13 protein-coding genes and 1 CRISPR repeat array are annotated in these 14,649 nt (G+C 27.6%); of the genes, 2 read left to right on the top strand and 11 right to left on the bottom strand.

Annotated elements, in window-relative coordinates; translation table 11 throughout:
• Nucleotides 1–47: 47 nt before the first annotated feature.
• On the bottom strand, nucleotides 48–2,702 hold the full coding sequence (gene adhE / locus Q3287_RS14905) for a bifunctional acetaldehyde-CoA/alcohol dehydrogenase (RefSeq protein ID WP_407964347.1): 2,655 nt from the start codon (nucleotides 2,700–2,702) through the stop codon (nucleotides 48–50).
• A 387-nt stretch (nucleotides 2,703–3,089) separates the two neighbouring features.
• Between adhE and Q3287_RS14900 the strand changes: the two genes are divergently transcribed.
• Nucleotides 3,090–3,278: a hypothetical protein gene (locus Q3287_RS14900; protein ID WP_074179836.1), complete on the top strand. Its 189-nt coding sequence runs from the start codon at nucleotides 3,090–3,092 to the stop codon at nucleotides 3,276–3,278.
• Between the two features lie 125 nt (nucleotides 3,279–3,403).
• On the opposite strand, the gene Q3287_RS14895 is transcribed toward Q3287_RS14900, so the two are convergent.
• The 5 genes from Q3287_RS14895 to Q3287_RS14875 form a co-directional block, all read right to left on the bottom strand.
• On the bottom strand, nucleotides 3,404–3,994 hold the full coding sequence (locus tag Q3287_RS14895) for a dipicolinate synthase subunit B (RefSeq protein ID WP_054271494.1): 591 nt from the start codon (nucleotides 3,992–3,994) through the stop codon (nucleotides 3,404–3,406).
• Nucleotides 3,995–3,996: 2 nt separating this feature from the next.
• Nucleotides 3,997–4,872: a dipicolinate synthase subunit DpsA gene (gene dpsA, locus Q3287_RS14890; protein WP_407964346.1), complete on the bottom strand. Its 876-nt coding sequence runs from the start codon at nucleotides 4,870–4,872 to the stop codon at nucleotides 3,997–3,999.
• A 75-nt stretch (nucleotides 4,873–4,947) separates the two neighbouring features.
• Nucleotides 4,948–6,333, bottom strand: a complete 1,386-nt coding sequence (locus tag Q3287_RS14885; protein ID WP_407964345.1) for an AMP-binding protein — start codon at nucleotides 6,331–6,333, stop codon at nucleotides 4,948–4,950.
• A gap of 3 nt (nucleotides 6,334–6,336) precedes the next feature.
• Nucleotides 6,337–7,473 (bottom strand): thiolase family protein, encoded by a 1,137-nt coding sequence (locus Q3287_RS14880; protein ID WP_407964344.1) that lies wholly within the window; start codon nucleotides 7,471–7,473, stop codon nucleotides 6,337–6,339.
• Between the two features lie 16 nt (nucleotides 7,474–7,489).
• Complete coding sequence (locus Q3287_RS14875) at nucleotides 7,490–8,038, bottom strand: biotin transporter BioY (RefSeq protein WP_407964343.1); 549 nt, start codon at nucleotides 8,036–8,038, stop codon at nucleotides 7,490–7,492.
• Between the two features lie 293 nt (nucleotides 8,039–8,331).
• Here Q3287_RS14875 and Q3287_RS14870 point away from each other — a divergent pair, with 293 nt between their 5' ends.
• Entirely contained in the window at nucleotides 8,332–9,111 is a 780-nt protein-coding gene (locus tag Q3287_RS14870; protein ID WP_243193297.1) for a hypothetical protein, read from the top strand.
• A 186-nt stretch (nucleotides 9,112–9,297) separates the two neighbouring features.
• Here the strand turns inward: Q3287_RS14870 and Q3287_RS14865 are convergent, their stop codons facing one another.
• From Q3287_RS14865 to cas4, 5 genes are all read right to left on the bottom strand, one after another.
• Nucleotides 9,298–10,215 (bottom strand): putative RNA methyltransferase, encoded by a 918-nt coding sequence (locus tag Q3287_RS14865; RefSeq protein ID WP_407964342.1) that lies wholly within the window; start codon nucleotides 10,213–10,215, stop codon nucleotides 9,298–9,300.
• Nucleotides 10,216–10,496: 281 nt separating this feature from the next.
• Nucleotides 10,497–10,925 (bottom strand): N-acetyltransferase, encoded by a 429-nt coding sequence (locus Q3287_RS14860; RefSeq protein ID WP_407964341.1) that lies wholly within the window; start codon nucleotides 10,923–10,925, stop codon nucleotides 10,497–10,499.
• Nucleotides 10,926–10,982: 57 nt separating this feature from the next.
• Nucleotides 10,983–12,652: a CRISPR direct-repeat array (repeat unit 29 nt; unit sequence CTTTACATACCACTTAGTTAATATAAAAC).
• Between the two features lie 183 nt (nucleotides 12,653–12,835).
• A complete protein-coding gene (gene cas2, locus Q3287_RS14855) occupies nucleotides 12,836–13,102 on the bottom strand; it encodes a CRISPR-associated endonuclease Cas2 (protein WP_054271501.1) in 267 nt (88 codons plus the stop codon).
• 3 nt (nucleotides 13,103–13,105) lie between these two features.
• Nucleotides 13,106–14,086, bottom strand: coding sequence for a type I-B CRISPR-associated endonuclease Cas1b (gene cas1b / locus Q3287_RS14850; protein ID WP_054271502.1), 981 nt, complete (start codon nucleotides 14,084–14,086; stop codon nucleotides 13,106–13,108).
• A 2-nt stretch (nucleotides 14,087–14,088) separates the two neighbouring features.
• A complete protein-coding gene (gene cas4, locus Q3287_RS14845; RefSeq protein ID WP_187130398.1) occupies nucleotides 14,089–14,640 on the bottom strand; it encodes a CRISPR-associated protein Cas4 in 552 nt (183 codons plus the stop codon).
• Nucleotides 14,641–14,649 lie beyond the last annotated feature (9 nt).

The following is a 14,649-nucleotide window of genomic DNA, read 5'->3' as shown; positions in this document are numbered from 1 at the left end:
TTTTATCTTATGCATAAGGGATTTTATTTTATCTATTTTTTATTAATTTATCTTCCATAATATGAATTTAAATACATATTTTTTATTTCATTCATAAGAGGATATCTTGGATTTGCTCCTGTACACTGGTCATCAAATGCTTGAATTACCATTTCATCTATTGAATCCATAAACTTAGATTCTTCAACACCAAAGTCTCTTATAGTTTTAGGAATACCAACTTTAGATTTTAATTCTTCAATAGCTATTAGTAAGCTTTTGAATTTCTCTTCATCAGAATTTCCTTTTAAACCTAAGAATGAAGCTATTTCAGCATATCTTTTCAATGCCTCTGGGTATTTATATTGAGAAAATGCTCCCATTTTCTTTGGTGCATCTGAAGAATTAAATTTCATAACCTCTGTTATTAAAAGAGCATTTGCAACACCATGTGGTACATGATGGAAAGCACCTAATTTATGAGCCATAGAGTGACAAACCCCTAAAAATGCATTTGCAAAAGCCATACCTGCCATTGTTGAAGCATTTGCCATTTTTTCTCTAGCTTCTGGGTCTTTTGCTCCATTATCATATGCACGTGGAAGATATTCAAATATACTCTTAATAGCTTGTAGTGCAATACCATTTGTATAATCAGTTGCAAGCATAGATACATATGCTTCTAATGCATGAGTCAAAGCATCTATACCAGAAGCAGAAGTTAAGCTTTTTGGCATATTCATCATCATATCAGAGTCAACTATAGCCATATTTGGCATTAATTCATAATCAGCTAGTGGATATTTTACCCCTGTATCTTGGTCAGTTATAACAGCGAATGGTGTTACTTCTGAGCCAGTACCTGCTGATGTTGGTATTGCTACGAAATTGGCCTTTTCACCCATTTTAGGGAATGTATATACTCTTTTTCTTATATCCATAAATCTCATAGCTAGGTCTTGGAAATCTACTTCTGGATGTTCATACAATGTCCACATTATCTTTCCTGCATCCATTGCACTTCCTCCACCTATAGATATTATTACATCTGGGTTAAATTCTCTCATTGCTTTAGCACCTATCTTGGCACATTCCAAAGTTGGGTCTGGCTCTACTTCAAAGAATGTAGTATGTTTAATATTCATTTCATCTAATAAGTCAGTCACTGCTTTAGTATATCCATTATTGTAAAGGAATGTATCTGTTACAATAAAAGCTCTCTTTTTATTCATTACATCTTTAAGTTCTTTTAATGCAACTCCTAAACAACCCTTTTTGAAATAAACTTTTTCTGGTGCTCTAAACCAAAGCATATTTTCTCTCCTCTCAGCTACTATCTTAATATTAAGTAAGTGCTTAACTCCTACATTTTCAGATACTGAATTTCCACCCCAAGACCCACATCCTAAAGTAAGAGAAGGAGCTAGTTTAAAATTATATAAGTCACCTATACCACCTTGAGAAGAAGGAGTATTAATTAAAATTCTACAAGTTTTCATAGCAGAAGTAAATTTATCAAGTTTTTCCCTTTGATTTACATCATCAATATATAGTGAAGATGTATGACCAAATCCTCCATCTTCTACTAATTTTTCTGCTTTTCTAACTGCATCATCAAAATCATTTGCTCTATACATTGCAAGTACTGGTGAAAGTTTCTCATGAGCAAAAGCCTCTTCTAACTCAACAGACTCTACTTCACCTATTAAAACTTTAGCATCTTCTGGAACTTCAAAACCTGCAAGTTTTGCTATTGTACAAGCTGTCTGTCCAACTATTTTAGAGTTTAATCCTCCATTTATCAAAATTACATTTCTCATTTTTTCTGTTTCATCTTTATTTAATAAATAAGCGCCACGCTCTTCAAATTCTTTTTTAACTTCATTATATACATTTTCTAATACTATAACTGATTGTTCAGAAGCACATATCATACCATTGTCAAAAGTTTTAGACACAAGAATTGAATTTACAGCAGTTTTTATATCTGCACTATCATCAATTATTGCTGGTGTATTACCTGCTCCAACTCCAATAGCTGGCTTTCCAGATGAATATGCTGATTTAACCATTCCAGGTCCCCCTGTAGCAAGAGTTAAATCCACTTCTTTCATAACAGTTGTAGTTAATTCTAAAGAAGGTTCGTCTATCCATCCTATTATACCTTCAGGAGCTCCAGCTAAAACAGCCGCCTCAAGAACTACTTTTGCAGCTTCTATAGTAGAATTCTTTGCTCTTGGATGTGGAGAGAAAATTATCCCATTTCTAGTCTTAAGTGCCAAAAGTGCTTTAAATATAGCAGTAGAAGTTGGATTAGTTGTAGGTACAACAGCTGCAATAACACCTATTGGTTCAGCAATTTTAGTCATGCCAAATGCCTCATCTTTCTCTATTACACCACAAGTTCTAGTTTCTTTATATGCATTATATATATACTCTGAAGCATAATGATTCTTTATGACTTTATCTTCTGCAATCCCCATACCAGTTTCTTTTTGTGCCATTATAGCTAGAGGAACTCTTTGCTTATTAGCTGCTAAAGATGCTGCTAAAAAAATCTTATCTACTTGCTCTTGAGTATATGTGGCAAATATTTTTTGAGCCTCTCTAATTTTTGCTAACTTTTTAACTAAAGTTTCAACATTATTTACAACACCTACATTAATTGACATAACCTCATCTCCCTTTATATTTTCTATTATATCCTGTTCTTTATTGGCCATTTTGACAACCTCCTAGAATAGTATTTTTTACTTAACTGTTAATTTATTAACAGTATAACACCTTCTTTTTCTATTTTCAAGTTATTTTTTTAACATTTTATTTTTATTTAAAATAATCTCACTTGTCCCACTAATACTCTACTTTAAGAATACTTATTTTCATCATATATCACTTTATTTTTTATGTAGATTATAGAAAAATCCATCTCAAAACTTAATGATAACGTTATTATTTTAACACAACATTTTTCTTATAAATAAAAATATATACGGAGAATTTTTTAATATAGTATAATTAAACATATACATTCACAATTCTTATGTGATATAAAATAAGATATAGTTAATACAATATAGATAAACTTAGAGTTCATAGGAGGAATAAGGATGAAAAAATTAAAAGTAATTAGCATTTTATCTTTAATTATGAGTACAATTTTAGCTCTTGGAGGTATTGCAGTAGTAACCTATTATGTGGACAATTTGTTTATTAGAGGACTATCAGTATTTATCTTAATTATGTCTGCTTGTTTTGTATCAAGTACAGTTAACTTGATATTCAAAGAAGCAAAGTAATATAAATTCCAGTTTATAAATTAGATTAGGTAAATACTTTTAATATATTATAGATAAAAGTCCAGCAAATAATATTGCTGGACTTTTATTAATATTACATACAATACATATATCGCATCACTAATTTATTGGTGTGGACTTTTTATAACTGGTTGCAATTGCTTATTCTCTAGAGCAAGTTCTATAGTTGGAACTATTAACTCAGTATGTGCAATCATAGAATTAGGCTTTGCTTTACAATTATCTTGACCAAAAGGTACAAAATATATATTTTTAGAATTAAGGAGAATACCAATGTTTTTGAAGTTGAAACTCAGAGCATCGTTCGTTGATATTGATATTACTAATGGTTTATCATTACGAAGATGACCTTTAGCTGCCATCAATACTGGTGAATCTGTAATCCCATTAGCTAATTTTGCAGCAGTATTTCCAGTACAAGGTGCTATTATTATAATATCAGCAATCCCTTTAGGTCCAAATGGCTCTGCCTCTTCAATTGTAACTATAGGCTTATTACCTGTAAGTTCATATGCTTTTTTCATAAACTCTTCAGAATTTCCAAATCTACAATCAATATTTTGTGATACATCTGAAAATATAGTGTGTACATTTGCTCCTTCTTTAACCAAATTCTCTAACTCTATAAATATTTTATCATAAGTACAAAACGAACCAGTAAATCCTACTCCAATTGTAAGTCCTTCAAGTCTCATTTCTAATCCCTTCTTTCATTTATAATATTTTCTATAGCATTAACAAGAATTTCACCAGATGTTTTTGGTGAGTATTTACCAGGAAGCCCAGGACAAAGAGTCGCATTAATACCTGTATCTTTCGTAACAGAATAATCCACTCCACCAGGAGAAGAAGCTATATCAATAATAGTTACTTCTTGTGATACTTTTTCCAGTCTTTCTTTTGTTAAAACACATTCTGGTATAGTATTAAAAATATAATCAAACTGTAAAAGTTTTTCATCAAGTTGATTCAAAGAAATACTAGAATATCCAAATGCATTAGCCATACTTCTTGCATCATTACTCCTTGCTCCAACACATACATTTGCATCTAAAGAGTATAATTTTTTTGCAAGTATTTGTGCACATCTTCCAAAACCTAATACTAAGCAGTTACTTTGATGTATATTAATTATACTTCTTTTAATAGCTTCTGCTATAGCTCCTTCAGCTGTAGCAACTGCATTTAAAATAGCAACATCATTCATTTTCATAAAATCATAAATCTGAATAGAGTGTTGCTCACAAAATTTACAAACTTTAGTTGGTATGTTACCTCCAAATAATATTTGATTAGGAGATAAATTAATTAGCAAGTTATCAATAGTAGCATCTAGACAACCATCCGTATTTTCAATGTTAACTTGATTCTTTGTAAATGGAATTGGACATAAAATAATGGAACTTTTGGATAGTGCCTCAGCTAGTGAAGTTGCTTTTCCAACGATTCCATTTATTATTTCATTTGATATTCCATAAGTGACTACAGAATACCCTTTATTAATTAGTTTTTTTACCATGTACACTTGTCGCAGGTCTCCCCCGATAACAGTTATATCGTATTGATTTGACATATTGTAAGCCTCCTTTACTATATACAATATGTTTTTATCAATATATTGGTTCACTAAAATTACTAAATATTATATCTATAATATTTTTAATAATGCTAATCTATCTATCTTTTCAGAAGAGGTATATGGAAATGAATTTAAAAAGATAACTTTTCTTGGTATTTCATTTTTTATTAGATTCTCTCTCATTTTAATTAATAAATCTTTCTTTGTAATTTTATCTATAATTGTTACAAATAATGCAATTTGACTCCCTCTTATGGAGTCTGAATATGGTAATACAACTGTGTTCTCAATTTGAGGAATTTTTTTCACTTCATTTTCAACCTTAGTGGAGCTAACTTTAAATCCTCCAATATTTACAATATCATCATTTCTTCCTTCAAAAATTAAATATCCATCATCATCAAAATATCCAACATCATTAACAGAATAAGGTCTTGTTGCATTATATACTGCATATTTTGTATTTACAAAAATCTTTCCATCTTTAACATATACATCTATTTCTGGAAATGGTCTTCCTACACTTAAAGGTTTCTTAATCAATTCATCATAACATAAATATGTAATGTAGTTTAATTCACTTGCTCCATAATATAAAATAATTTCAGATTTTGGCATATAACACTTTAAACTTTTTGCAGTATTCTCAAACAATAATTGAGAGCCTGTGAAAATACTTACAACATTGAGTATCTCTTCTTTTAAATGTTTGACTAAGAGTTGTAGCTTTGTAGGTATGAGATATATATTCGTTATATTATATTGTTTTATTGCTTTTATCCATGCTTTACAATTCATACCTGAATTTATTACAACACTTCCACCTTCATATAATACTGATATTAGAGAATTTAGATTTCCTGTAAAACTCAATGTTCCATTAATAAATAAAATTGATTCCTTAGATATATTAAAAATATCATTTTGAATATGAAAGAATCCAACCCAACTCTCATATGTTCTATACAATACTTTTGGAACACTTGTAGAACCTGAAGACAAAACACCCATGCAAATATCTTTATCTATATAGTTTGTAGGAGTATTATATTGATACATATATATATTAAATTTCGGATTAAATATAGAAAAATTAATTTTCTTTACTACTTTATTAGCATCAAATAAATTAATGTTGTCCATAGGCTCATCAGATATAATTATTGAAATATTATTTTTTATTAGAATATCATTCAATACGTTTTTAGAAAGATTATAATGACAAATAATAGGTACATTTTTTGAATAATTAATTGCGAAAAAACTCACTAACTGAAACATTATACTTTTAGAATATATTAAAATAGGTGTATTATCTCCTATAGAAATTTGTTTTCCAAGCTCCTCACTATAACTTAACATATTTTCATAAGTATGTTTTTCCCCATCTATAATTAAAAAATCTTTATTTTTATCACTATCTCTTTTTATTTTTAGAAGTTCATAGTAGTTCATAATCTACACCCTTTCAATTAATAAGGCTGAACCCAATCCACCAGCTGCAGCTATAGAACAAATCCCATATCTACCATTAATCTTTTCTAATGCTTTTAAAAGATGTAATACAATAATTGAACCTGAAGCACCATATGGATGGCCATATGCTAAAGCTCCACCAAATACATTGTATCTATCAATCAATTCTGGATATTTTCTTTGAAATAGTACATCTATAACTGCAAATGCTTCATTAAATTCAATAGCAGATATATCTAGATAATTAATTTTTTCTATTTCTAAAATTTTTTCCATTGCCTTTATAGTAGATGTTGGACTTAAATTTGCATCTGTTCCTATTGTACATGCATTGACAATCTTTGCTTTAGGCTTCTTTTTTGTATTTTCTATGTATTTTTTAGAGCACAATATAATAAACGAAGCTCCATCATTAATAAGACATGAATTTGCTGCATTTGTAATAGTTTCTTTTCCCAAAATCGGTGGAACTCTGTCTAATAGTCTTTGGCTCATCTTGTCTCGTATACCTTCATCATAAGTATTATTATCTATAGGATGTATGATGTCCTCAAGTACTTTATCTTCTCTAGCCTTCTTTGCTCTTTTATGACTTTCTTTCACCCAAAAATCTAATTCTGTTTTCTTAATCTGATACAATTTTGCTACTCTTTCTGCACCTTCTAACATGCTATTTTCACTATTATCACCAGGTGAAAATTGAGCAACTATATAATTAGGATTCTTTATATCATATCGTTTATCATTTTTATGATATGTACGCATTGGTTGCAGAGAGCTACTTTCAAACCCACCAGCAATAATTAAATCACACTGCCCAGATTTAATTTTTGAAAATGCTATGTCTATGCTCATCATAGCAGAAGCACACTGCATATCTACAGTAAAAGCAGGTACTTCATTTGACACACCTGCTGTTAAAGTCATTAATCTTGCTATATTACCACCTGTTCCAACTGCATTTCCACATATAATCTCATCAATCTTATCAATCTCATATTTTTCAATTAGATGTTTTAATACACTTGCGCCTAATGATTCAGGTTGAACAAATTGAAATATCCCATTTTTTAGACCTATGTGACTTCTAAGTCCTCCTAATATAAAAACTTCTTCCATATATTATAATCTCTCCTTATAATAGATTTCTTTTTAGTACATTATTTAATTTAATACCTAAAAAGGATGCAATAACTGCTTTTATTGTATCTCCAATTAAAAATGGTACAACAGCTGCAAAAAGTGCTGCTTCTACTGTCATTTGATTAAAATAACACATAAATACTGTTCCCATAAAATATATAGTTGGCATACCAATAAAAATTGTTATTAGTATATATCGTTTAATATCATTATTTTTTCCTTTTAATAAACTAATAATTAATGCTGCAAACAAAAATCCAAAATAAAAACCTCCTGTTGGACTTAACAATTTTCCAATCCCAGATGTTCCTCCACCAAATACTGGTATTCCAATTAAACCTATCATTATATATACGCCAACTGTGCTAAAGGCTTGTCTTGGTGTTAAAATCAAAGCTATTAAATTTATCATTATTGTTTGTGCTGTTACTCCTGCTGGTGTAAATGGCAATGGTATATATATGTAGGATGATATACATAACAATGCTACACATATTGACATTTTAGTTAAATCTTGAATATTTACCTTAGTATTTTTCATTTTTATAATTCCCTTCATATGTCTTATTCAATTTAGTTTATATGTATATATACAAGTTTTCTATCAAAGCTTTGTTTTAGTATAAAAGAAAGACGTTTTTTTGTCAACTTAAAATATATCATAGGTTTACATTTTATTTTTAAGTAAACTGTGGATTAATGCTTTATATTTTAATGGTCATTTAGAAAAATTTATTTAGAAACAAACCTATTTTGTCTATACTTGTAAATTATAATATGATATATTTTTATATGAGATTTTATTTTATATAAAAATAATAAGGAAGTGATGATATGAAAATTAATGAAAATACTTTAAATAACATAGATGAAGAGTTGGATGAACTTAGTAAGAAAGTTTATTTAGATTCGCCAGATTTTTGGATAAGCATTTCTGACAAAGTAATAGATAAAGTATTTGATGAAATGTTATTATTTTTTGCAGTTAAGTATAATTACTTTAATATATTATCCTTTGCTATTGAGAATAATTATATAGATTTGAATGCACCATCAAAAAATAAAGAATATCCTAATATAATGAGTCATCTTTTAAATACAGCAAAACAGAATGAAGATAAAAGAATTTATAATTATCTTCTAAATTTAAATAAGTATAAAACTATAGATGAAAGTTCAGATTTAAATGATTTAGATTGTCATACTAGTAGTGATATTCTTGAAAAGAAAGATGTATATATCCCAAAATACTTATGTCCAAACTGTAATTCGAATATTTTTGATACTGGTTATAAAGTATCAAATGACATAATATATAAATTCTCTTTTGATAAATCTGAACCTGTTGAAATATCTAGTGAAATTGCTTCTATTAGATGTTGTAATTGTGAAGAACTATTAGAAAATATTACACCTGACAAATTATATAGTATATGTAAAATCCAAAACTGTAATAATTGTGGTTCTAATTTAACTAAGGTTGGTATTCTTGCAAAGAAAAAAATGGAGTTTGATGAGAATAACGAAGAATTTAAAGATATCTCAACGTCTTATTGTTGTGGAAATTGTGACTCTGAAATAAACATGTCTCAAAAAGAATATTTTAAGATTTAATAATTTATAGTTTTAAATAAGAAGAATATTTTATTAGATACTATATAAGTTTTTAAAATATATAAAATAAACATTTTTATGATAATTAAGATTGCTATGAAATCCAACTTTACTAAGCTGGCCTCATAGCAATTTTCTATTATAAAACCATAATTAAACTTTATCTAACTCTTATAAGGATTCTTTTTATTTCTTTATAGTACCAACTATGATTCTTAAATCGATTGTTATATCAGATATACCTGATTCTAACAACATTAAAATTTCTTCTTCAGCTAATGATGATGTCAAAGGGGTCATTTTAATTAAATTACTTAAGTTTAATACATTGATATTGGTCTTATAATTAATTCTACTATCATAAATTAAATCAAGATGCTTCTTAAATACATCTACAATATTTTTATTATCATAATAACTATTTTTTACATTTTTCTGTATACTTTTTCTTATTTCTTTCAAATAATTTGACTCTGGAACAATCTTTACTACTATTCCACCATTATTTAAAACTCTTGTAAACTCCTTATAGTTTGCAGGAGAAAGTACATTTAATATTATATCAATCTTACTATCTTGAAGTGGCAGATTTGCTAAATCTGAAATACACCATATAATTTCATTTTCTCCTTTTGTAGCAATAGAAATCCCTTCTTTAGCTATGTCAATTCCAATTAATTTACATCCATTATTAATCTCTTCATCTTCATATAATTTATTTAAGAAATATCCTTCACCACAACCTGCATCTAATACATAGTTACTATACTTATTTAAAGTGTAATTTTTAATTATAGATTTTATTTCTTCTATTAAATAATCATACACATTAGAATTATATATTTCATGTCTTGACTCAAATAATTCTTTATTATAAATAGTTTTTGTATTTCTATTTAATAAATTAACATATCCTTTTTTAGATATATCAAAGCAGTGTTTATTCACACATTTGACACTATTTTTATCAACAGTAACCATATATGCTTTGCAAAGTGGGCATTTAAATACATCTATATTTTCATTAAGTAGTAATCTAGTTGTTTCTATCTTTTTTAGTTTACCGATATTTTTTTTATTTACATTACTTATATTCTGTTTCATTCCCATAATCTCCTTAAATTCACTATTTAATTTAAATAGCACGAAATTATGGCTACTTGCATAAGATAACTTTTCTAGATTATATAAAATGTGTTATAAGTTGTTGTAAAATAGCCACAATTTGTGCGCTATCCTCTTATTCTAGTGTAATATATAAATGCTCTTTTATTCATTATTTTTCCCCCTGCTATTATTTTTATTAATATCTTAAGTACATGTAATTCACAATTCTAAAAAATATTCTTTAAATTATGCCTATTGGAATAATAAATATATTAATGTTATTTACCATATTCCATGATGTACTCTTTAAATCCTGAATCTTCATTTATTTGCTCTTTTACTATATTAAATCCTTTTTTATTGTAAAATACAACTGCCTTTTTATTGTCTTTGTATACTGCTAGACTTAGATTCTTGTATTCTTTAGTTGCATAGTCTAAAAGTTTACTTCCTATACCTAGGTTTTGATAGTTTGAATTTATAAATAAGGCTCCTATGAAGCTTTTATTTATTATGCTTATAAATCCTTTTATTTCTTGACCATCCTCATATACAAATGTATCTGATATAGGTATATATTCATTTTTGACAATGTTATAGTTATTTTCCCAGTATTCTTTATTTATAAAGTTGTGTGCTTTGATTGTGCTTTCTTTCCATATTTCCATGATTTTGTTTATATCTTTATCATTTGATTTTCTTATCATAAATTTTATTTCACCCCATTTTTATGTTAATTTTTATTTATAGTATAAGTTTACTTCATTTAGATATGATTTAGTTAATATAAAACGTTATTTGGATATGATTACACTCATGAGAAGCTGAACTTTACATACCACTTAGTTAATATAAAACAAAATGGTAATTCATCATCAAACACGTCTACAGCCTCCTTTACATACCACTTAGTTAATATAAAACCTAATGTAATACTAGCGGGTACACCATATTGTTTTTCTTTACATACCACTTAGTTAATATAAAACTTTTAAGATTTCAAGTGTTATTCTTCGAGCTTCTGTCTTTACATACCACTTAGTTAATATAAAACTATGCTTATTTATTACGTGTACAGTGTTGTTATGAGACTTTACATACCACTTAGTTAATATAAAACAAATTATTTTTAAATGACTTTTTTTCCATTTCCGATCTTTACATACCACTTAGTTAATATAAAACTGCGGATGCTCCTGCCGTTTTCGCTGAGAGTTCTGACTTTACATACCACTTAGTTAATATAAAACTACATTTATTAAGTTGCCCCAAATATCTTCTAAAAACTTTACATACCACTTAGTTAATATAAAACTCACTTTTTCACTCATATATGAACTCCCTCTTAAAACTTTACATACCACTTAGTTAATATAAAACAACTAAGTAATCATCTAAACTATCAAAAAGTTTTCTCTTTACATACCACTTAGTTAATATAAAACTTATACAGAATACAACTTACAAGAGTTAAGTAACGACCCTTTACATACCACTTAGTTAATATAAAACCGAATGGGCAGACCTTTTGGAGAGATTGATATTAGACTTTACATACCACTTAGTTAATATAAAACTAGAAATATTAGACGAAAAGTTCGAGGTTGATTTTTCGCTTTACATACCACTTAGTTAATATAAAACTAGTAATCAGCAAAAAATCATCTTTTAATGAGTCCTCTTTACATACCACTTAGTTAATATAAAACTGTTAATGCTATGAAAAAAAATCAAGGCGAGTTTAACTTTACATACCACTTAGTTAATATAAAACGTAACATAAAAAAGCAATTTTCGGTACATTGTACCTGCTTTACATACCACTTAGTTAATATAAAACGATAGAGTAAATTTGTATAAAAAAATAGAGTTAGATTGCTTTACATACCACTTAGTTAATATAAAACTTTAACTTATCAAGATACATTTTTTGAATTTTTACTCTTTACATACCACTTAGTTAATATAAAACCCGTATGGGCTTTGATATTCTTTTATGTGGTAGTCATCTTTACATACCACTTAGTTAATATAAAACTTACAATCTCACTTGCTCCAGACACATCATACATGGTCTTTACATACCACTTAGTTAATATAAAACTCCCTCGTGCATCATTGCTCTTCCTCCGCCATTAAACTTTACATACCACTTAGTTAATATAAAACCAGGAGAAACTGTTTTATTACTCGCAGAAACTGGAACCTTTACATACCACTTAGTTAATATAAAACCATATGTAACAAGTTATGCAAGAATTTTATTATATGACTTTACATACCACTTAGTTAATATAAAACTTAGAGTTATACTTGAAAGACTTCTCATTTCTAATTTCTTTACATACCACTTAGTTAATATAAAACATTACTACCTACTCCAAGTCTGTAAACACTGCAATTACCTTTACATACCACTTAGTTAATATAAAACCCCAAAATAGGTGCAATTGAATAGCCTGAAAATGCTACACTCACGCAATCATAATTCAATAAAAACATCAAAATTTGCAGTGAGCGAGCAATAGTGCAATTAATAACAATTATCAGTACCCTTCAATCTCTTATATTCCAACTGTTAAGCCTTATTTTAGCACAAATATCGCTCACTGCAAACCTATATAAACATTTCATCAGAATACTTATCAATACCATAACATTTCTTTTTAATTGAATTAGGATTTTTTATCTCATAGACATAAATCGAATCTTCGCTATTATCAATAATCTTTTCTATTTCAGAAATACATTTATGTAACTTCCCATCAGTAATATCTCCTTCAAAAACAGAATTCTGAGTCCAAGTTAAATATTTTTTAAGTGTTTTTCTAACCCTGTTTAATGACCTTGCTTCAACAACATCATAAGTAACAATAACAAACATACTTTACCACCATGCCTTTAAAACTTTATACTTTTCATCATTGATAAAATGTTTAATTAATTTATAACATTCTAACCTTATAAACATTCTATATGAAACTTTTCTATTAAGATTTCTATGTTTTATAGTTGTCTGCATCTTATTTTCAAATTCTTGTAGAAATTTCTTCTTTCCTTTTTCACTTAAATAACAAATTTTGTCCTGATATTCAAAATCACTCTTATTAATTCTTTTGTTATTAATCAAGCTAAAAATTATTGTGTCAATTATAATTGGCTTGAAAATTTCTGCAATGTCTAAACTTAAGGAAAATCTCTTTATTGATGGTTCATGTAAAAAGCTTATTGTAGGGTCAAGTTGTGTCTTATATATTTCACTTAAAACATTTGTATACATTATACTATTTCCAAAAGACATAAGAGCATTTACTGGGTCTTTAGGAGGTCTTTTTTCTCTCTTATAAAACTCAAAGTCATCTTTCAATATTTGATTAAATGATTTATAGTATGTTTTTCTTATTCTTCCTTCTTTACCCATAAGTTCTGATATTTCTTTGACATCATTCAAACTATTTAGTTCATCTTTTATAGTATCAATTAAGCTTTCATCAACCTTGTAATATCTCATATTTCTTAAAATATGATATGATGCACTTTCCACAAATGATTTTGCTAAGTATAGTCTTTCATTTTTATCTAAATAGCAAGCCGATTGAGATACTAAACTGAATCCTGATACATTTTTCTTTCTTGGGTAATATGTACCTGAATAATATCCATAGTAATTATAGAAATGAAGCATAACTCCATATTGGCTTATATAATTTATAAGTTTTGTGTTTAAATCCACTTCCCCATATATATGAATATCATCAACTTGTTCTACTGGTAATATTTTTTTCTCACCTTCTAAATTATAATAGTAAATCGTATTTTCTTTTCTTTTTATACTCCCATTACTTATAATATAATAATCTCTATACATTGTTACTCCTCCTTCACGAAACAAAATTCATAATAAGCACATTTTGTACAATAAGATTTCTTTTCAATTTTGGGAGGAGATAACTTCATGTTTATTTCATTTATATTTATAAGTGTGTTTTCAATAATTCTTTCTTTTTCCTCTGTCAATATCAATTCTTCTTGTTTCTTTTCCTTAACATAATTTATAGTTCCTTTTTTCTCTATCCCCATACTATTTTTTAAATAGTATAAGTAATAGTATAACTGCATTTCATCTGCTTCTTTCATCTTTGAACTTATTTTTACTTCTTTTACATACTCGTCCTTTATTATATCTAATTTCAAGATATCATCAATCAACACTTCTTTATTTTTCATTCTTTTATATGAATCTTCATGTACTATCTTTCCAGACAATACTCTATTACTATTTTGTTCCATAGTTATTCCTTTAGAGAATAACCATAGTTTTCTTTTACATACATAATAATAATTTATCTTTACTCCTTGAACTTTTAATAGTTCTAAATCTATTGGCACAAAATCACCTTCTTTAGTAAATTTTAGCCACATTGTTAATAT

This window comes from Clostridioides sp. GD02404 (assembly GCF_045898275.1).
In the GTDB taxonomy this organism is placed as follows: Bacteria; Bacillota; Clostridia; order Peptostreptococcales; family Peptostreptococcaceae; genus Clostridioides; species Clostridioides difficile_A.
The sequence above is the reverse complement of the archived record's forward strand: the minus strand, read 5'-3'. Positions and strand labels throughout refer to the sequence as shown.

Coding starts and splice junctions, on each gene's coding strand:
- Q3287_RS14880 (WP_407964344.1), bottom strand. CDS start 7,473: ATGGAAGAAGTTTTTATATTAGGAGGACTTAGAAGTCACATAGGTCTA.
- cas4 (WP_187130398.1), bottom strand. CDS start 14,640: ATGTGGCTAAAATTTACTAAAGAAGGTGATTTTGTGCCAATAGATTTA.
- Q3287_RS14875 (WP_407964343.1), bottom strand. CDS start 8,038: ATGAAAAATACTAAGGTAAATATTCAAGATTTAACTAAAATGTCAATA.
- adhE (WP_407964347.1), bottom strand. CDS start 2,702: ATGGCCAATAAAGAACAGGATATAATAGAAAATATAAAGGGAGATGAG.
- Q3287_RS14870 (WP_243193297.1), top strand. CDS start 8,332: ATGAAAATTAATGAAAATACTTTAAATAACATAGATGAAGAGTTGGAT.
- dpsA (WP_407964346.1), bottom strand. CDS start 4,872: ATGTCAAATCAATACGATATAACTGTTATCGGGGGAGACCTGCGACAA.
- Q3287_RS14895 (WP_054271494.1), bottom strand. CDS start 3,994: ATGAGACTTGAAGGACTTACAATTGGAGTAGGATTTACTGGTTCGTTT.
- cas2 (WP_054271501.1), bottom strand. CDS start 13,102: ATGTTTGTTATTGTTACTTATGATGTTGTTGAAGCAAGGTCATTAAAC.
- cas1b (WP_054271502.1), bottom strand. CDS start 14,086: ATGTATAGAGATTATTATATTATAAGTAATGGGAGTATAAAAAGAAAA.
- Q3287_RS14900 (WP_074179836.1), top strand. CDS start 3,090: ATGAAAAAATTAAAAGTAATTAGCATTTTATCTTTAATTATGAGTACA.
- Q3287_RS14885 (WP_407964345.1), bottom strand. CDS start 6,333: ATGAACTACTATGAACTTCTAAAAATAAAAAGAGATAGTGATAAAAAT.
- Q3287_RS14865 (WP_407964342.1), bottom strand. CDS start 10,215: ATGAAACAGAATATAAGTAATGTAAATAAAAAAAATATCGGTAAACTA.
- Q3287_RS14860 (WP_407964341.1), bottom strand. CDS start 10,925: ATGATAAGAAAATCAAATGATAAAGATATAAACAAAATCATGGAAATA.